The organism is Syntrophomonas sp. UBA5494 (assembly GCF_002426325.1).
In genome coordinates this window covers 21,605-41,338 of record NZ_DIPG01000100.1, presented here as the reverse complement: position 1 = coordinate 41,338, position 19,734 = coordinate 21,605, and the positions used below count along the sequence as shown (strand labels likewise).

Sequence of the window (19,734 nt, the reverse complement as noted above, 5' to 3'; positions counted from 1 at the left end):
AACATTGTTTTGACAAGCACCAAACGCAGTGACAATAAAAACAACAAGCTGGTGGTATTGGATCCCGGCCATGGCGGGCGTGATACCGGGGCCAACGGATCTGTACTGCATGAGAAAGACGTCAATCTGGATATTGCCTTAAAAGCCGGCCAGATTTTAGCGGCGCGCAAATTCGATGTGGCCTATACCCGGGACAGCGATATTTATTTGACCCTGTCCGAACGGGCCAATATCGCCAATGAATTGAATGCTGCGGTGTTCGTATCCGTACACTGCAACTCCGCCGATAATCCGTCAGCGTCAGGTACTGAAACTTACTATTACGCCTCCCTGGAGGATCCGGAATTGTTCATGCAGAAAGACCAGCGCGCCAAACTGGCCAGTCTGTTGCAGAAAAACCTGATAGCACAATTGCGGCTTGCTGATAGAGGGGTCAAGCAGGATAGATTCACGGTGATCATGAATACGAACATGCCTTCAGCCCTGGTGGAAACCGCATTTATCAACAACCCCAGCGAAGAGGCCTGTTTGATGGACAGCTCTTTCAGGAACAAGGCCGCCACAGCCATCGCCGACGCCATCACCGAATATATGAACGACCGTTAAAAAGGGATGAGGCTGTCCTATAAGTCCAAATGGACTTAAGGGCAGCCTTAAGTTTTTGGATTGATATTTTAACCAATCACGTTTGTATTGCGAAATATGCTCATGGAATGTCGAATTCCGGCCTTGCTGACCGCCTGCACAACATATCCACCCAATGCCTTTCCCTGCAATACACTCTCTAAATGAACTTGTTTTCCAATCTTAGCTTTCTTTTCACAAAATCAGCCAACCAGGCTTTCGAAAGCCAAGCAATCTTTCATTCTCTGATCACTCCGTTCTCAAGAAATGCCTCATATCGGTCGCAAATGGGTTTGGTATCACCGAATGCGATCTGCTTCCCCTTATGCAACCAGAGCACCTTGTTGCACATGTTCCGCACCTGCTCCAAAGAATGAGATACCAGAATCGTTGTTGAACCACTGGAGATAATCTCCCGCATTTTTGCCTCGCTCTTTTTGCGAAAGGCGCCGTCCCCCACGGAGAGGACTTCATCAAGAATAAGAATCTCCGGCTTTACCAGAGATGCGATAGAAAAAGCCAGGCGGGATTTCATCCCGGAGGAAAGCTGTTTAAAAGGTCTGTCCTGAAATTCCTCCAGCTCGGCAAAAGCGATAATTTGCGGATACATGGCGTTCATAAAATTGCGCGTGTAGCCCAGCATGGCGCCGCGAAGATAGGTATTTTCCTTTACGGTCAGATCTCCGTCAAATCCGGACGCGAGTTCCAAAAGCGCCGCTATATTCCCGTCTCTTATAACCCGGCCCTGGGTGGGCTCCATGATACCGGAAACTGCCTTTAATAACGTTGATTTTCCCGCCCCGTTTGTTCCTATAATACCCAGCATATCTCCTTTTTCAATTTCAAAGGACACCCCGTCCACCGCCAGGAAATTCTTAACCTGATAGTCGTTCTTTAACCGGCGCATAACGTATTCTTTTAGCCCGATATCCTTAAAATCCCCTGTCATGTAGCGGATGGATACGTTTTCGAGTTTAAGCATCATTTCTCATATCCTCCGTCATACATAATACAGAAACTTATGATTGTATTTTTTATACATCCAGCAGCCTATAGCGAATACAGTCAAAGCGTAAAAAGCCAGCAGCAGGTGAAAGGCCGGCTCAGGAATGTCGTTTTCTATAACAATCTTTCTGAAATACCGGATACATACATAGATGGGATTTAAATAAAACAAATACTGTATTTTAAGCGGAAAAGCCTCAATATTATAAAAGATCGCCGATAAATACATCAAAAGCTGGGTGAACACGCGGTACAGATATTCAATATCCTTGAAAAATACAAATAAAGCCGATAAAATAAGTCCTACGCCCAGATTAAAAACAATCAGACAGATAATAGGGAAAATCAGGCAGATGTACTTCCAGGTGAAATGCAGGCCCGGCTCCGCTATGATAAATCCAAAAAACACTAGCAGTATCAGCCCGAAATTGATCAGCGCCGAGACATTCTTGGAAAGCAAAAACAAATATTTAGGTACATTCACTTTGGTAAATATGCCGGCGTTTCCCACCAGAGAATGCATTCCTTCGTTGGTCGCATCCGTAAAATAGCTAAATACGATCTGCCCGGCAAATAAATATATAATGTAATGCTCAGTTGTCCGGCCGAAAAACTGTGTAAAAACAAGCGCCATTACCAGAAGCATAAGCAATGGAGATAACACGCTCCATACCATACCCAGCGCTGTTCTTTTGTATTTCTTTTTAAAATCCCTTTTAACCAGTTCTTCAAAAAGGAATTGATAGCCTTTTAGTTTTTGCAGCATTTTGTACTCCATATATGACTGAACACTGTTCCAAACCTGTTGGTCAAATCTGATAAGATCAACTATCACTGTCAGCACTGAATCTATTGCCCGAACAACAGGAGACTAAAATGCCGGCGGCCCAGGTTTAATAGATATATCAAACGCACCAGTATCCTTGAATTTCAAAGATATAGCTTATTATTCATTCACCTGGTTAATGAGCGCTCAATATTCGTACAAACTGCCAATGCCCGTTCCAGCGCCTGATCCATGTTGTAGTATTTAAAATCCGCCAGTCTGCCACAATGGTAGAGATTACTTATTAAATCAGCCCTCCGCCGATACTTTTTATATAACCGCTGGCTCTTTTCTGTCAAAACCGGATAATAGGGCTCTGCCTTTATTCCCAATTCGTAAGGCTGGGAATACTCAACTGCATAAGTGGTTCCATTCACCTTTTGTACCGGCAACTTCTTGTATTCGGTAATTCGGGTAAAATTCTCCGCCTGTGGGTATGCGACAACCGGAGCATCCTGAAAATTATCGATGTCTTCATGTACCCATTCAAAACGAAGGGATCGATAAGGCAGCTTTCCTTCAGTACATCCAAACAGTTCATCCAAGGCACCCGTATATACAACTGGAAAATCGGCTATGTTCCCATCAATAAGAAGGTTTTGCCCATCATCAGAAATAGACAGTCTTTCCAATGCTTCAACATTGAGCACAAGTGAAATATTGGAGTGATCCAGGAGCTTCTTGAAAAAATCAGTATATGAAACTTTAGGCATTACTTGATATTTGTCATCAAAATAGCCTACATCATAGGAAAAACGTAGCGGAACCCGTTTCAACACACTGGGGTCAATTTCCGAAAGAGGAACACCCCACTGTTTTGCGGTATATAAGCTGTAATCCTTATCAAACAGAAATTTTGCATAGCCTCGAATCATTTCATCTGAATGCTCCAGCAACTCAACGACTGTTGTGGTTTCCCGATTCCCAAACGCTTCCCGTATCCTGCGTTTCAGTTCATTCGCTTCCTCAATTGGATAATAATCATCAATCGTCTGAAAGTTAAACGGTGTGGGTGTGGTTTTCCCGTCAATCTCTGCCATACATGTCAGCTTGTATTCTTCCCATTCTCCAAATCGACGTATGTATTCAATTAAGGCTTTATTATTCGTATGAAAAGTATGCGGACCATATTTATGCACTAAAATCCCATACTCATCAACATAGTCAAACATATTGCCGCCTATGTGATTACGCCGCTCCCATATGGTAACTTTTATTCCCAAATCAGCAAGATAACGTGCAACAACGCTGCCAGACAGCCCACAGCCTATGACCAGACAATCCAACTTAAAAGCCTCCGTATTTCTCCATAAACTGCACAAAAGTTTGCAGATTCTTATCTTTATCCGCCAATATCACATTATTAATTCCACCCACCAAATCAAGTGGCCATTCGATGTTGATATCGGGATCGTTCCAGATGATACCATCATCATACTCCCCATAAAACTTCTCTGAACACTTATAAGACACTATAGAAGGTTCAAGCACGAGATAGCCATGCGCGCAGCCTGCAGGTATAAGGAGCTGTTGACGGTTTTCGCCCGTCAGGTGGAACCCAACCCACCTTTTGAATGTGTGGCTGTCCTTGCGCAAATCCACTACAACATCGTAAATATGGCCCCCAATGCAACGCACAAGTTTAGGCTGCTGCATGACCCGCTGAAAATGTAGCGCACGTATAACCCCCTTATGTGAGGTAGTATAGAAAACCTCCTGCAAGTCATGGATTATACCGTTTTGTTCAAAAATCTCCTTTGAGTAGTCTTTTGTAAAGCAACCACGAATATCATCAGCATTAAAAGGCGTGACCGATATAAGTCCGGCTATCTCACTTTCATAAAATTCAAATTTCTGTATCATTATCCATTTACCTCTATCTCTTTCAGCCATTCCATGGTGCGACGCGTACCTTCAGCAAAACTGACCTCTGCCCGAAAGCCCGTATCTGCCTCGGTCTTTGAGCAATCAAATTTGGAAAGCGGCAAATTTATTCCGGTAAAAGGTATCTCTCCAAAAACAAAGTCAAGCTCAGGCGCAATCGATGCCTTCATTTCCAGTAAAAACTCCTTTAGCGGCCGAGCTGTGGAACTGCCTATGAGATATTCGTGAAAAGGCTTGCCTTTTTCTCCTATCAGATAGAAGGCTCTGGCCACATCTTCTATATATACAAAGTCATAATTCTGCGTGCCGGCAGTAAACTGAGGCGTTTCACCAGATATGCACTTCCTGATGGTCGAATTGACCATTCTGGGGCTTAATTCACCGGGGCCATAGGCATTTGTAATTTCTGGCCACACGAGTTCAATGCCGATATCCGCCGCAACTGACATGCACATCACATGGGCAGTCAGCTTGGCTCCACCATAGATATAACCAAGACCCGGCTTATTTCCCTGAGTATAGGCCGCCGCCATCGTTTCATGCTCCATGATACTGCCCGCACATACAAATCTCTTACAGCCTATCTCTTTTGCCAATCTAAGGCAGTCGATGGTCCACTGAACATTGTTTAGCTGTAACACGGTGTCTGCCCTTGCAGCTCCAGCAGATCCAGCCCATGCAAAGTGGTAGAATATATCATAATTATCTTCAGGTATTAGCGGGAGCGATGCTCTAACAACCGAGAGTTCCATCGGCACAGCTTTGATAAGTTCAGATGCAGGCAACTTGCTTTTATCGCCTTTGGGCACGAGTGCTATAACCTCCACCCCGTGCGAAAGCAATTCTTTTGTAAGCGCTCTTCCAATAAAACCGGATGCCCCCGTCACCAGAGCCTTTTTCACGATATTCCCTCCAAATATTCTGAAATCTGTTTGTCCATAAGATCGGGTATACTGCCTCCAGACAACCAAACCTTCGTCCAATCGCAGATCTTTTCAATGGCTTCATCAATGTGCCAGTAAGGCCGCCACCCAAATACTGACTTTATCTTTGAGCAGTCGAGTTTTAAAAAGTTCGCCTCGTGCGGACCGCCCGTCCAGCGGTTTTCCCATTTTGCCTCCCCACCCCATTTTTGGCAAAACAAATCGACCAATGCCCCAGTAGTGACACAGTCGCACTCGTCCGGCCCAATATTGTACCAACCCTGAAATTTCATTTCCTCGAACTGCTTGGCAGCAATCAAGAGGTAAACATACAAAGGCTCGAGAACATGCTGATAAGGCCTGGTAGAATGCGGGTTTCTGACGATAATCCTATCTTTTTTCTGTACCGCACGGACGCAGTCAGGAATGATCCTATCATTGGCAAAATCTCCGCCGCCTATAACGTTTCCCGCCCTGGCTGTTGAAATTGCAATCCTGCTATTGGCAAAAAAGCTGTTTTTATAACTATGCGTGACCAGTTCAGAACAGCTTTTAGAATTGGAATAGGGATCGAAGCCATCCAGCGGATCATTCTCACGATATCCCCACTCCCATTCGTGGTTTTGATAGACTTTGTCAGTAGTGACATTCAGAAAACTTTTCACCGAATTCGTAGTACGGATACATTCCAGGATATTGACTGTACCCATTACATTAGTCTCATATGTATAAGCAGGCATTTTGTAGCTGTCCCGTACAATGGGCTGTGCAGCAAGATGCAAGACAATTTCCGGCTCTGCCTCAACAAATGCCCCCTTCAATGTATCATAATTCCGGATATCCCCGATAACTGAGGCTATTTTATCTTCCAATCCCGCCATGGAAAACAAATTGGGCTGCGTTGGCGCTGGCAGACTGTACCCAGTCACTCTCGCGCCAAGGTTAACCAGCATCCGGCACAGCCATGTACCTTTGAAACCCGTGTGACCAGTAACGAATACTCTTTTGCTTTGATAAAAGGCTAAATCCAACATCAATCAGCCCAAACTTTCCAAGGCGCCTTGCCCTCTTCAAGTAATTCATCCAAAAGCATCTTGTCTCTCATAGTATCCATACATTGCCAGAATCCGTCATGGCTATAAGCAACAAGCTGACCCGTTAGAGACAACCGCTCAAGAGGTTGCTTTTCAAAGATTGTAGCATCCCCTTCAATTAAATCAAGCACCTGTGGCTCCAAAACCATAAATCCGCCATTGATCCAACCGCCATCTTCCTTTTTCTTTTCCGCAAAATGGCTGATTGTATGATCTGGCTGAATCTCAAGAGTTCCAAAGCGTCCTACAGGCTGGATCGCAGTTAACGTTGCCAATTTACCATGAGCGCGGTGAAACTTTAATAATTCATTAAAGTTTATATCACATACCCCATCACCATATGTCATCATAAAAGTCTCATTGCCTATGTATTCTTGTACCCTCTTAATGCGGCCGCCGGTCATTGTGTTAAGGCCGGTATCAACTACGGTAACTTGCCATGGTTCGGCTACATTATTATGAATTTTGATGCCATTTTTATTGGCAAAGTTAAAGGTGATATCAGACCGGTGCAGATAGTAATCGGCGAAATATTCTTTGATCACATGCTGTTTATAACCCGCACAGATGATGAACTCATTAAAACCATAATAAGAATACAATTTCATGATATGCCAAAGAATTGGTTGGTCGCCAATCTCAATCATAGGCTTTGGTTTGAGGTGGCTTTCTTCTGAAATCCTGGTTCCAAATCCTCCGGCAAGAAGTACAACTTTCATAGTGATGCCTCCTCATACTGTGTTACATCTAGAATCTCACACTGGGTCCTGTCAATCTCAGGATGCTCAGCCAAATAGTTTTCGGTATAGACATCATAAAACAGGCCCTTCAGGCCGACTGGATTGACGGAGATAATCTCCGTTTCAGGATAGAAGCGCTCAGTAAACGCTTTGAACTTTTGATAACCTCGCAACCATCCTGGAACTGCTATTTCGGTTACGACTTCTTCTAATCTCTGCTTGGAACCATCAAAATAACCATCAGAAGTACAGTCACAGCCGACGAGAAATATTCTTTTTGCGTTTGTGTAAAGTGCAAAATGTATTGCTTGAAATGCAATAGAATAGAAGCCCATAAGCGGATAATACTCAATGTTTATATGTATCTCGTCTCTGGGTGCGCCCTGGAAGAAACGTCTTGCATTGTTTTCTAAAATTAATTTTTCTGACACTTGAAATGTGTCCCTATATCTTCCGGCAGGGTATTGACCAAAAAATTTCACAAAGTTATAATGTTTTAGTTCTTCAAACCAATCATTTCTGCTTTCATAATCTGTTGTAAAATAATAATCCAGATTAACCTTTTCATTTTTAAAGGCCTTATTTACTCCTATGTGGACCGCGCTAATGGGCTGATAATAGCTCATCGTGGGACCAGTTGCAACAATCACAACATTACGTCCGGTATTATAATTTCTAAATTCAGAAAATGATTCTTTATGGGTTTCGTGAATTTCATTGGCAAGGCAAGCAACGATCAAATTATAATCAGCTGTATGTGTAGTCATAACCCAGTTTCGTTTAGAGTCGCTTTCTTTTATAAGTCTTTGCAATAACTGCTCATTTTTCAGAGCAATACGGTATGCCGGGCTAATTACACGGGCAATTTTTTTTACTATGTTCTTAATTCTCTCTTTTATCTTCATAGACACTTTCCTTTCAACAGGTCTTGTATCTAAAAATAGCACAAGCTCCAATTCTTTGATTTTATAATTTTGCATTTCTAAATAATGTATAAAGACACCAAAAAGAAGTTCTCCCATAAATCCCGGTGTTCTCTTCATCTTTTCGGTATAGTTTGTCATATCCAAATGTTTTTCTAACTCAAAAAGAATATGGAATTGAAATTCGCACATCTGGAAAAACAGGTCACGCCGCATAATATAGCAATTGTATCCGCGGAAATCTCGAGATGCCAAATATTCTTGTGCCGCCTCAAAATATTCAGGAAATCGATCTTGGATTAATTGTATCGTAAGGCTAACTGTTGAATGTTCCACAAGACGAGTATGCGCCATCCATAGATCAAAAACCGTTTCATGTGGAGGTGGTGGATCTTTTAATTCATCGGCTCTAAATGTTCGTGTCACCAGTACATCATGGTTCATTATGATCTTTTTCATCTTTTTTTTGTTCAGAAGTAAAAATTTCTGCTTAGATGCACGGTTCAATTCAGGCTCGAGGACATTGCCTCTATCATTAAGCGGATACTCCTCTTCAGAAAATGAAAGATATCGTCTATAATGACAAAGCCCATAATAATCTGCTTTGTAATTTTTCCAAGCCCAATATTGAACTGTCAACTCGCAAAATGAGTTTCTTTTTTCAGATATATTGTCTCCTGTATCATCCCCACGGAGTTTGGAATTAGATTTATCAAAAACCGCTCCACAACGTATATGATGATATAATGGATTTTTTACAAGCTCACTTTTTTGGTCAATACGATGAGATACAAAAATCGCTATTTTTCCCATTTCCAACCTACAATCACCTTCTATTTTATCGAATAAAAATATGCTTTACTATTTCTCTACGTTTTGTTCCTTTTGGAAGAAATACGTTTACCATTGGCATAAATTTATCTTTTATTTGCTGTTTAAATAACATATTTTCCAACCATATAGCCTTCGTATTTTTGTTATTTGCAGTACATTTAGTAGATTCATTAATCATTTTATCTATTGAATATAAAATAGATTCAGTTTGTTGTATAGCAATTCCATCAATCATACGACTTAGAATTAATTCGTAAAATGGAGTATTGCGGGCATATTTCCAAAAGTAATGATACATATCTGCCTCAGGTTTATTGCAAGGGAGTGATCCACCAACATAATGTATAGCCTTTGGGTTTTCTCTCGCTGCATAATAGGCTTGACAAATCTCATCAGGTAGTTCCTTTTCATATTCATCCGATGTCAATGTGGTAATATTCCATTCATATGGTAGGAATACCACTCTGCCAGCACATTCCAAATTTAAAACATCCTGATCAACAGTATGCCAGCTTCGGCTTGCAGACATTTTTAATAGGTATTCTGTTGTGAACGATTGTCGCATTACTTCTAAGTTATATAGTACTACTCCCGCATTAAAATAATTATACGGTTCTTTTAACTGTAAAACCTTCTCATTATATTCGCGAACATGTGGCTTTAATGTATACCAAACAGCCATGCGAACATCTTTGCATGCTCCTAGGAAGAAATCGGAAATGTTATAATTATACAATTCTGCAACATCTGCATTAACGACAATATCGCTGTCAAAATACACTACTTTACCATATTCTGTAAGAATCTCATAAATTGTTAATCTATAAAAAGTATATTTGGTAAGACGTGGATTTGAGATGTCAAATGAATACTTGTCCATGATAAAAGAAACATCGATAAATCTCAGAGAAAAATTTATTTTATTTGAAATTATTGACCTTAACATTATCTTATTAATTTCAGATATATCTGACTGAAGAACCAATATATCATAATTATTATTCTTGGAGGAGTTTTCAATGATTGAAGAAAGAAGTACTCCAATATACGGGGAATAAAAATCACTGCTAGTCATAACAATAGCAATATTGTTTTCTTCAAATGCAGGAAATATCTTATCCATTCTGTACCTTCTTTCAGGATTATAAAATATTGTATTTAAACATAGACTTATCCCTTGATTTGATAATCAGGTTACTTATATTAATAATAGAAGAGTCTTATCTACGGATTCTTCCTGAGACCTCACCTTGCATTAGATCCAAAACCTCTTCCTTACTGACCCTGTTGAAATCACCTGGTATGGAATGCTTGAGACAGCTTGCGGCTACCGCGAATTCAAGAACCATCTGCTTATCGCTATAAGCGCTCAGTCCGTAAATCAGCCCCCCGGCAAAAGCATCTCCGCTGCCGACCCGGTCAACTATATCGTTTATGAAATATCTTTTGCTAACATAGAAGGATTCCCTGTCGTGTAAACATGCCGCCCATCCGTTGCGATCCGCACTGTGGCTTTCTCTCAGGGTTATTGCCACAAGCTTAAGTTTTGGGTAGGTATTTAATAAAGCTTCGGATAATTGACGGTATTTGTCACGATCTAAATTGCTGCTTTTAACTGATACATCAATGCTTATTCCAAGCGAATTCTGAATATCTTCTTCGTTGGCCATCACAACATCGGCACAGCTTACCAGGATACTCATAACCTCGGGCGCACTCTTGCCATATTTCCATAGTGCGCTTCTATGATTCAAATCACAAGAAACGCAAGTGCCCTTTCTATTTGCTATTTCTACACCTTCAAGAGTTAATTCTGCAGCAGAAGCTGATATTGCCGGAGTAATCCCTGTAACATGAAACCAATCAACACTGTCCAAAACAACGTTCCAATCAATGTCTCCCGGAGCCGCCATTGAAATTGCCGAATACTCTCTGTCATAAATGACCTTGCTAGGTCTTTGGTTGGAACCGCTTTCCAAGTATAATATGCCCATACGTCCGGAGCCCCGGATAATCTTTTCCGTATGCACTCCGAAGCGCCGAAGCTCTCTGATGCACTCGTCACCCAAAATATTTTCAGGCAAAATGGTCATAAAAAAAACGTCTTCTCCGTAATTGGAAAGACTGACTGCCACATTGGCCTCTGCCCCGCAAAAGGATGCTTCAAAAGCAGGCGTCTGTAAAAGCCTTTCTTGATTCGGCGATTTGAGCCGCAGCATGATTTCTCCAAAGCTAAGGATTCTCATATTTCTATCTCTCACTTACAATAGTCTTTCTTTAAATATCATTTTGAAAATGGATGAACATATCTAGGCCTGGTTACAAAAGTAATGGGGATCTGATTGCTGAATTCCTTCAATATAACCGTCATTCCTCTGTTCATGTCCTCCATTACCGATGCTTTCTTTAAAAATTCCATGTTGTCCTGAACAAAATTGCCGCGGAGGTCAGCAGTATAACCATCCAAACCTGCAAGTTGCACGGAAGCCGCCTCCAGTGTAATCAGAAGCGACACAAGCATCATCGCCGCGTTGTCTTCAACAGACTCCTCGCTGTTTAGAAGATCTGAGTAGTTTATCACATATGAAGCATTTTCTCTATGACGTATATTCGAAGTTACGATTAAATTACTGATGCCCTTTCCTTGCATAGCTTCGTGCCTTCTTATATTACTAACAAACACAAAATCGCATTCAAATTCGAACCCTTCAGGAAGGAAGTTTACTGAAATCACCACGGTATTTGGCTCTGTTGCTGCAGCAGCCACTTTATTTCTTTCATCGTAAAGACTCTTTCCTGGTGCCAGAATAAGCACATTTTTGCCTTTTAATTTTTCCTTCAATTGCGCTCGCGACTGAAGATCGGCTACACGGTCATCTTGGTAATTCATGTATGCTTTCTCAGCATAGTCCTTGTCATATATCACTTTATTATCATTATCCATTCTGCCGAAAATTTCGTTGATATTTTCTACTGTCAATGTGTTTTTGTTATCCAGATATGTAGCATAATTGGGGTGGCAGTTGTGAACGGCTGAAAGATAGTACGCCAAGGAATATCCCCAATATTTATATCTGTAAATAGGATCAATAACGCTATCCATAACCTGGAGCAGGGGGGGCACTTTATAACAAGCTCCATTAACTTGATTTAGATATTCGGCAAACAATTCAGTATTGAGGTTTCCGGCACCTCTTCCCATTCCAAAAATGCTTGAGTCAATAATTAAATCCCTTTTTGTTAAATGGCTGGTTAGCGTCTGAGCATGTGAATACGAAAGCTGAAGATTGTTATGCGAGTGAAGTCCAACGCAAATATCTGGATTCAGATTATAATCAATTAAGTAAAACAGATGCAGCAAATCAGATCTCTTCATGGCTCCAAAAGAATCAACAATATAAAAAGCATATGGGTTAATGTCATTGGCCTTTGATATCAAATCCAGAAATTGCTTATCGGTGTAGTTGAGTGAAACCATGGGCTGCAAAAAAAGTTTGTATCCCCGGGCCTTCACTTTTTGACAAACCTTTAACGCTTCATCTTTGTCCTTTTTATGAAATGCAACCCGAATTCCGTCTAAGGATCTTCCGTCACAAAGTGGCAAATCAAAGGGGTCATACTCTCCATAATTAATCATTGCTACTAAAGTGCTTTTACCCCTGTTTTCAGGCAAATATCCAATAAGATCTTCCACTGAATTAAATTGACTGGAATCACTGCTGAATTTATTCTTTTGCGAAATAAAACCGCATTCAATTATCTCAATCTTTGCTTCGATCAACTTTGTAATGATTGTTTTGATATTTCCTTTACCAAACATCCATTCGTTGACATAACCTCCATCACGAAGTGTGCAGTCAAGTATGGAAATTGATTTCACGATTTTTCCTCCGCGTCGAGTTTTTGGCCCAGAATCTTTCTTACCTTCTCCAAATCATTAGGTGTGTCTACTGCTACTGTCTCCGAGTCAACCTCTATAAATTGCACTCTATAACCATTTTCAATGAATCTGAGTATTTCAATATCCTCAATGCTCTCAATCTTTCCCCTTGGCGCAGTGCAAAAAAACCGTAATGCCTCAGGTTTGAAACCATATACACATACCTGTTTGTAATAGCTGTAGTTTATGTCGCCTTTGGGATAAGGTGCCGGGCTCCGGGTAAGGTATAAACCAATACCGTCTTTATTGGTTATAACCTTTGGTACGGTGAAGTTCACAACATCCACCGGGTCATGGATCTTTGTCATCAGATTAGATACCTGCAGCCCATAATCCTCAAAAAAAGGAACAATTGCTTTTGATATTGTTTCCGGCTCAATTATTGGTTCATCGCCTTGAATATTCACATATAGATCTGCATTAATTTTTTCTGCAACTTCTCCAACTCGATCGGTTCCAGTTTTGTGATTTTCGGAGGTCATTATTACGTTAATACCATATTCCCTGCATACTGCCTCTATACGGCTGTCATCAGTAGCCACATAGGTCTCGTTAAGTTCTTTTACCTTGACCGCTTGCTGATATACCCACCAAATCATAGGTTTTCCACATATGTCTGCTAATGGCTTGCCTTCAAATCTACTCGACATATAACGTGCTGGAATTACCCCAATTATTTTCATATCATGCCTCTCCTGTAATGGTCTGTCATCGTCACTCTTCCACAATAATTCAGACATTTTACTTAATTAAGATCTTTTATAACATTTTTCGGATTCGCAACGCCACGGGGCTCTATAGGTAAAACACTATAAAAAACCTTCTTTGCAAACTCCCGTCTCTTGGTACCTTTCGGTATAATAGGATCAACCAAAAAGCGTACTGTTAAATCCGTCCAGTACCATAAATATATGAGAGCCAGCTTAAGTTTGCTGTCTATGCGATCAGTTCTGCCAAAAAAGACCAACTGCAATTCCTTTATACGATATTTTTCTTGCTTTGTTATATGATAGATGAAGATACCGTATAATATCTCTCCTATGAACGCCGGCGTACGCTTCATGGTTTCCGAATATCCAGTGGTATCCAGAGCTTTTTCAATTTCAAACATAATGTCAAATTGAAATTCACACATCTTAAAAAACAAGTCTTTGCGCATCACGTAACAATTGTATCCTCTGTGCCAATGGGCCTCTAAATACTCTTTGGCGGAGGAGAAGTATTCCGGATGCCGAGTCTGAATAAGCTCTAATAATCGGTACAAAGTCGATTTTTCAAGAAATTCACCATCGTAAGCACGCCAATGTTCAAAAACGGTCTGCTTAGTGCCAATTGGCGTGGGCATTCTCCGTATATCAGCATATTCGGAGACAATCACATCAAAATTTCGGATAAGCTTTTCCATTTCCTCCGGTTGCAGGAGGCCAAATTTTCTAAATGAGTTTTTGTTTAGCATCGGAACATGGATCATGTTGTTGTATTGGTTGGTTTTAAAACGCTTGTCTGCAAAAGAAAGAAATCTGCGATAATGACACAGCCCGTAATATTCTGCGTCAATATTCTTCCACGCCCAGTACTGGACAGTGAACTCGCAAAAGCTCATGCGCCGGGATGAGATATTATCACCGGTATTGTCGCCTTGAATATTTGAATCATTCTTATTGTCATACACTGCGCCGCAGCGTACGGGTATATACAATGGATTATCTATCGTTTCACTGTCTAAATCAATTCGATGAGACACAAATATCTTTATGTCACTCACGGCTATTACCTGCTTCCCCTCTGCCATATCAAGCGAATAGATTCTTTGAATACGGCGTTGCCCGCCATCCAGCAGATTTACTTGCGTCCATAATATCAAGCGGATAGGTTGTTCAAATACGCTACTATCTGATCGAAGCAAGCAGTTTTTTTAGATTTAAGAGTTTATCTATAATCATAAATGATACCTCTTCTAAAACTTTCGTTTTGCGGTCAGCTTCAGTTTTTTCAGCCCCCCGGCCGGAATCAATCCTACAATCAGCGGCTTCAGTACATAAGGAATTCCCTCAGGCAAAAGGCCCAAGGCCCGAAATCCATTAAGCCGGACCTTTGCCTCGTCTATCCGGTATCGGTATTTTCGCCGGTTCATGGCATTCTGGTCTTCCAGGAAACGGTACAGGAGTTCCTGAATATTTGCTCCGCGCGCGCCCCGGGCATACATCCGCATCAAAAGATCATAGTCTTCCGTGCGCCGCGTTTCCTTTGCAACACGGTAGCAGTCCGCATCGAGCAAAGCCTTTTTCCGAAACATTAACGCTCCGTGTACAAAGGGAAGGGTAAATAAGAAGTCCTTTGGCCCCGGTAATTCCGGGAATATCCTTTTTCCCCAGTCGCCGGTTTCATCGTACAGCGTTACGTTTGATCCCACAAAAGAAATCTCCGGACGCCCCTTCAAAAAAGCAAGCTGTTTTTCAAAACGATCCGGTGAAGATATGTCATCTGCATCCTGCCGAGCTATAAACTCTGCTGTCGATGCCGCAATACAGTGGTTAAGTGCTGATGCCAGTCCTTCGTTTTCCGAGCTTCTAATCAGTTTTACCCGGCTGTCCTTGCTTGTGAGATCGGCAAGTATTTCATATGTATTATCAGCAGAACCGTCATCGCAGATAATGAACTCGAAATCCTCCATAGTCTGTTTCATTACGGAGTCCATCGCTAGCTCAAATACGTTTAAATGCTCGATATTGTATGCGCCCATAATAACAGACAAGCTTGGATCAGACATTTAGTCCTCCATTTCATAACTACGGCTGGCGCTACCAATTGAAGCCATTCCCAAACATAAACATTCCATCGATCCATCCCGTAAGAAGCCGTCGAGGTAAAGGTATTGTATCTATGGGCAAAACAATTTCGCAACTTGGGCATAGATTTCCAAAACAAGTATTTTTTAGATAGCCTTTCAAATCACTTTCCTAATAAACTTTTTTTATCACCGACATCGTTTCTTCAAGGCTATATTTCTCAACATTTATTAGATTCACTTGCCTTACTCGATCTCGTAATGACTCGTCCCGTTTGAAGGATAGAATCTTATTGGCCAGAGCTTGTTCATCGCCCAAGTTATATAGGCAATCCTCATTCAAACTGCCCAGCAGATCCATATGCCCTTTTATTCGGGATGCAACTACCGGAAGTCCACTGGCCATAGCCTCCATTACATTAAACGGCAGCCCTTCGCTGCGGCTGGTTGAAACCGCAAGATCACACATTCTATATAAAGAATCCATATCGGTGACATGTCCTAGAAAAAAGATACGTTCCCCGCAGCCGGATTCCCTGGCTAGCTCCCTATATTCATTTTCCAACTGGCCGGCGCCGGCCAGCAATAGTTTTATCGTCGATTCCCGGGCTGCAGCAGCCGCAAAGGCCCGGATCAATTCACCCTGGTTTTTCCGCTTGCTCATTTCGGCCGCATAAAGGATGAGAAAATCATCCGGATAATAATCGGCGGATACTTTCAGCTTTTTTTTATCACTTGGATCTATCTTGGCGAATTTTGCAGTATCCAGACCCATACCCGGGATCAATATAATATTCTTGCTCAGCCTGTACCGGTTGGCTAGTTCGTAATCCATTTTGTTCATGACCATCAATACATCTGTGACAGGCGCAAGCAGCTTCTCCACCCATAGATAAGGCAAATTTGACAGCATATGTTCGTCACTGAAGAAATAGCCATGAGAAGTATATACCATTTTCGCATGACACCTACCTGATAATTGCACGGCAAGCCGAACAACTGCCCCGGCCAGGGTGGTATGAGCACTGATAATATCGTATTGCTTTTCCGCCAATAGCCGTCTAAGGAAATAAACAGCACGCAAATTATTCGATACCAGCAAGCTCTTTCGCAAAGGAAGCAAAATCATGTTATCCGCATAAGGTATATCTGCTTTGTTTCCCACTGCAACATCAATCTGCCATCCTATTTCATGAAAAAACCGCAAATAAGGCAGATGGAAATTTAGGATATGGGAAGCGGTGGATGCACAATAAAGAATTTTTTTGGGTATTTTTCTAACCATTTTTTACAAACTCTCAGACACATTGGAATGAAACAATTCGCCGATTGCAGTCCAATTCTCAAAGTATTTTCAGGGGCGCACCATGGATAGGCGACCTAACTCTGCGATGACAAAAATCCACCGCCCCGGGAGAGTTTATTGTAATGGCAATCGCTATGACAGCGAGAACCGGTATCAAATAAATAATCAAGCCGACAACTATGTCACAAGTTCGCTTGATTAGAATATTGCCCGGATTGGCGAAATTATTTCGCGTATGATAAGCCGCGATGCGGTCATTGGGCAGGTACTCCAAGCCGCCTCGGCAATCAGCCGGAGCGCTTCTTGTAAAATGTCTAAAAATAGAATATTTGGGTACCTGGACAATAATGCCCTTTTTCTTTTTGACAGGACCCATAAGGATATTACAAATTTTTGACGTTTTCACGTTAATTAGATATCCGACTTTATCTCCTTAAATATGGTAACATAAATTAATAATTTAGTCACACATTTTGCACAATAGTCCTATAAAACTGCGCAATAAAATAGCTAAAGTCCTTATGAAAGCAAGCGTTCTCTTACCGTTACATAGATGGCCGCGCTACGGCCTGTCAGCTTTAACAAGCGCAATACATTGCTGTCTAAGCGGTTTTCCGGGATGGCTCGTTGCGCCGCTTGACCGCTCCCAACAATTCCAGAATCATTCAAGTTTCTTTTTCTGAATATTGGTTTCCACAGTCTGTCGTCCCGCGCTTCTTTTTGTCGGTTTAGCTGGCAGACAGGGATTTTATCGTCTAATAAAAGGAGATATTCAATTTTTATGGAATAAACAGGTTATGATCAGCTTCTTAAATTGCCGACAGAAGCGGGATATATTGAGGAGAGAGATATATTGGGTAAGAAGGAGAAAGCATTAAAAACCGGGATAAAGCGGGAAACTGCATCCGCAACAGCCCCTGTGCGGGATCTGTGGCGTGATTGGCTGCTGTTTGCCGTAGTAGCCTTGTTGGTGGCATATCCGCTCTTTTTTAGAGGGCTGTTCTTTCCCCGGGCTATGTTTACCGCTCATATTATTACCGCGGTGGTGTTTATTGGTTTTTGGGTAATGAAGTGGAGGCGCGGGGATTTGAGATTGATCCGCAGCCCTCTGGACTGGGCAGCTCTGGCCTTCGCCGTAGCCTATGCCCTGTCCCTGATAACGGCGGTGCATTTCGGAGATGCCTTGTATGGCTCTTTGCAGGCCTTTAACTATTTTATGATCTACTGGCTGGTAGGGCAGGTCATCACTGATCACCTCCGTCTGGAAAGATTGGCCCAGGTCATGCTTTTAGCCGCGGTTGGGGTGGGAATTATAGGTATCCTGGCAGCCAGCGGCTTTGCGGTTTATCCCGACGCTTTCGATGAGGGTTATATTAATTCCAGCCTGCAATATCACAACGCCACCGCCGCATTCCTGGCAGCCATGAGCATACTGGCATTGTCCCTTTTGACCAGGGATGGCAAGTGGCCCGGGCAATTGGGCTGCAGCCTCTTGGTTTACTTTCTGCAGGTTATTGTTTTCGCAACTATTTCCAAAGGCGCCTGGCTGACTCTGGCTTTGGGAGGATTGATCCTGGTCATGGGTATGCCGGGCTGGCGAAGGTTAAAAACCGTTTATTTCCTGGGCGGACTGGGTCTGGTTGCCTTCGCGGTCGGCAACCGTTTCCTGCCGGCGGCCTTGGGTCCCCGTCCGCAAAGCGGGTTGATTTTCATTATAGCCGGGATGGCAGCAGCTGCCGCAGTATACCTGTTGTGGGAGGCGGGAGTCTATTTCATTAAGAACCACCCTAAAGGCAAATTGATTATAGGTGCGGGATGCTCCCTGGTAGTGGTGGCACTGGGCCTGGTATTCCTGAATAGCGGCCTGGGAATATCGCATGCGGTGATCAAGGAATTAGGGGAAATAGGGCAGTCCGGTAATGCCAGCTATGTCACCCGGATGGATTTTATGCGCTGGGGCATGAACATAGTCAAGGACTATCCCATTTTCGGGGCTGGAGCAGGGGGATGGGACGGCCTCTACCATCGCTATCAGGATTACCTGTTCTGGACCAAAACCGTACATAATCATTTCGTGCAAGTTTGGGTAGAGGCTGGTACAGTAGGCTTTTTGGCCTTTGTAGGCATCTGGCTGGCTATGTTCTGGTCCTTAGCCGCAATATACCGGAACTGGAGAGAGCAAATCCGCTCAGACTCAGAAAAATTCTTTGCCGGGGATAGGTGGATGCTGGTATGGGGATGTGCGGCCACGGCCATCACCATGGGTTTACACGCCAGTATCGACTTCGACTTTTCTCTGCCTGCTTTGAGTATTATCTGGTTATCTCTGATGGCCATGATAAATGCTGCCTATATAATGACCGGAAAGGCAGCAGGATATAGTTTTTCGGGCTGGCCAGCCGCAGCTCTGTCCGTCTTGCTGGGAATATTCATCTTTATTATGGGAGCCAGCGCCCTGGCCGCTTTTCAAAAGGCTGAATCAGGCCGTGATTTGGCTGTACAGGCCTATGAGCTATCAGATGTCGTTGATAAACAGCGGGCCTTTGACCGCTCGGCGCGGCAGTACCAAAAGGCCATTGATGTATATCCCTGGGATGGATTGTATCACTCCGAACTGGCAACGGTTTATGCCGAGCAATATAACCTGCTCCAGGGCCAAGAGGATCAGGATCTGACCCTATTGTACAAGAACGCCTTAGCGGCCATGGTCAGGGCTGATAAGCTTTCCCCCGGCAATATGGTTATTCAAAGTCAGCTGGTAGACGCGGCAGCCTTGATGAACGATTTTTCGCTTATCATGGCCAGACTGGATCGCACTACTGCTGCCAACCCGCTGGATATAGGCAA

Annotated in this window: 17 protein-coding genes; 2 read left to right on the top strand and 15 right to left on the bottom strand. The window is 42.6% G+C overall.

Translation table 11 applies throughout. The annotated features are described in order from the left end of the window. On the top strand, window positions 1–606 hold a 606-nt coding region (locus tag B3W37_RS11190; protein WP_483175813.1), incomplete at its 5' end, for an N-acetylmuramoyl-L-alanine amidase family protein. Between the two features lie 256 nt (window positions 607–862). On the opposite strand, the gene B3W37_RS11185 is transcribed toward B3W37_RS11190, so the two are convergent. The 15 genes from B3W37_RS11185 to B3W37_RS11115 form a co-directional block, all read right to left on the bottom strand. Beyond that, window positions 863–1,609 carry an ABC transporter ATP-binding protein gene (locus tag B3W37_RS11185; protein ID WP_483175812.1) on the bottom strand — a complete coding sequence of 249 codons (747 nt, stop codon included), beginning with the start codon at window positions 1,607–1,609 and terminating at the stop codon, window positions 863–865. A 15-nt stretch (window positions 1,610–1,624) separates the two neighbouring features. After that, a complete protein-coding gene (locus tag B3W37_RS11180; protein ID WP_483175811.1) occupies window positions 1,625–2,473 on the bottom strand; it encodes an ABC transporter permease in 849 nt (282 codons plus the stop codon). 110 nt (window positions 2,474–2,583) lie between these two features. Beyond that, the gene (glf, locus tag B3W37_RS11175) at window positions 2,584–3,741 is read right to left on the bottom strand and encodes a UDP-galactopyranose mutase (RefSeq protein WP_483175809.1); all 1,158 of its coding nucleotides are present in this window, start codon (window positions 3,739–3,741) and stop codon (window positions 2,584–2,586) included. Between the two features lies 1 nt (window position 3,742). Then, the gene (gene rfbC / locus B3W37_RS11170) at window positions 3,743–4,318 is read right to left on the bottom strand and encodes a dTDP-4-dehydrorhamnose 3,5-epimerase (RefSeq protein WP_483175819.1); all 576 of its coding nucleotides are present in this window, start codon (window positions 4,316–4,318) and stop codon (window positions 3,743–3,745) included. Then, a complete protein-coding gene (locus B3W37_RS11165) occupies window positions 4,318–5,241 on the bottom strand; it encodes an NAD-dependent epimerase/dehydratase family protein (RefSeq protein ID WP_483175808.1) in 924 nt (307 codons plus the stop codon). Before B3W37_RS11165 ends, rfbC begins: the two co-directional genes overlap by 1 nt. Further along, the gene (gene rfbG, locus B3W37_RS11160) at window positions 5,238–6,296 is read right to left on the bottom strand and encodes a CDP-glucose 4,6-dehydratase (RefSeq protein ID WP_483175818.1); all 1,059 of its coding nucleotides are present in this window, start codon (window positions 6,294–6,296) and stop codon (window positions 5,238–5,240) included. The genes B3W37_RS11165 and rfbG overlap by 4 nt, the downstream gene beginning before the upstream one ends. Continuing rightward, entirely contained in the window at window positions 6,296–7,075 is a 780-nt protein-coding gene (gene rfbF, locus B3W37_RS11155; protein ID WP_483175807.1) for a glucose-1-phosphate cytidylyltransferase, read from the bottom strand. The genes rfbG and rfbF overlap by 1 nt, the downstream gene beginning before the upstream one ends. Then, window positions 7,072–8,832, bottom strand: a complete 1,761-nt coding sequence (locus B3W37_RS11150; RefSeq protein WP_483175816.1) for a DUF4422 domain-containing protein — start codon at window positions 8,830–8,832, stop codon at window positions 7,072–7,074. Before B3W37_RS11150 ends, rfbF begins: the two co-directional genes overlap by 4 nt. 25 nt (window positions 8,833–8,857) lie before the next feature. Beyond that, complete coding sequence (locus B3W37_RS11145; RefSeq protein WP_483175806.1) at window positions 8,858–9,976, bottom strand: glycosyltransferase family 8 protein; 1,119 nt, start codon at window positions 9,974–9,976, stop codon at window positions 8,858–8,860. A 97-nt stretch (window positions 9,977–10,073) separates the two neighbouring features. Further along, window positions 10,074–11,099 carry a PfkB family carbohydrate kinase gene (locus B3W37_RS11140; RefSeq protein WP_483175804.1) on the bottom strand — a complete coding sequence of 342 codons (1,026 nt, stop codon included), beginning with the start codon at window positions 11,097–11,099 and terminating at the stop codon, window positions 10,074–10,076. 38 nt (window positions 11,100–11,137) lie between these two features. Continuing rightward, window positions 11,138–12,733: an aldolase catalytic domain-containing protein gene (locus tag B3W37_RS11135; protein ID WP_483175803.1), complete on the bottom strand. Its 1,596-nt coding sequence runs from the start codon at window positions 12,731–12,733 to the stop codon at window positions 11,138–11,140. Next, window positions 12,730–13,476: a 3-deoxy-manno-octulosonate cytidylyltransferase gene (gene kdsB / locus B3W37_RS11130; RefSeq protein WP_483175802.1), complete on the bottom strand. Its 747-nt coding sequence runs from the start codon at window positions 13,474–13,476 to the stop codon at window positions 12,730–12,732. The genes B3W37_RS11135 and kdsB overlap by 4 nt, the downstream gene beginning before the upstream one ends. A 62-nt stretch (window positions 13,477–13,538) precedes the next feature. Continuing rightward, entirely contained in the window at window positions 13,539–14,657 is a 1,119-nt protein-coding gene (locus B3W37_RS11125) for a DUF4422 domain-containing protein (protein WP_483175801.1), read from the bottom strand. Between the two features lie 93 nt (window positions 14,658–14,750). Continuing rightward, window positions 14,751–15,563 (bottom strand): glycosyltransferase family 2 protein, encoded by an 813-nt coding sequence (locus B3W37_RS11120; protein ID WP_483175799.1) that lies wholly within the window; start codon window positions 15,561–15,563, stop codon window positions 14,751–14,753. Between the two features lie 190 nt (window positions 15,564–15,753). Then, window positions 15,754–16,866: a glycosyltransferase gene (locus B3W37_RS11115; protein ID WP_483175798.1), complete on the bottom strand. Its 1,113-nt coding sequence runs from the start codon at window positions 16,864–16,866 to the stop codon at window positions 15,754–15,756. Between the two features lie 874 nt (window positions 16,867–17,740). On the opposite strand from B3W37_RS11115, the gene B3W37_RS11110 reads away from it, so the two are divergent. Continuing rightward, window positions 17,741–19,734 (top strand): O-antigen ligase family protein (locus B3W37_RS11110; protein ID WP_483175796.1); only part of this gene is annotated, 1,994 nt, incomplete at its 3' end.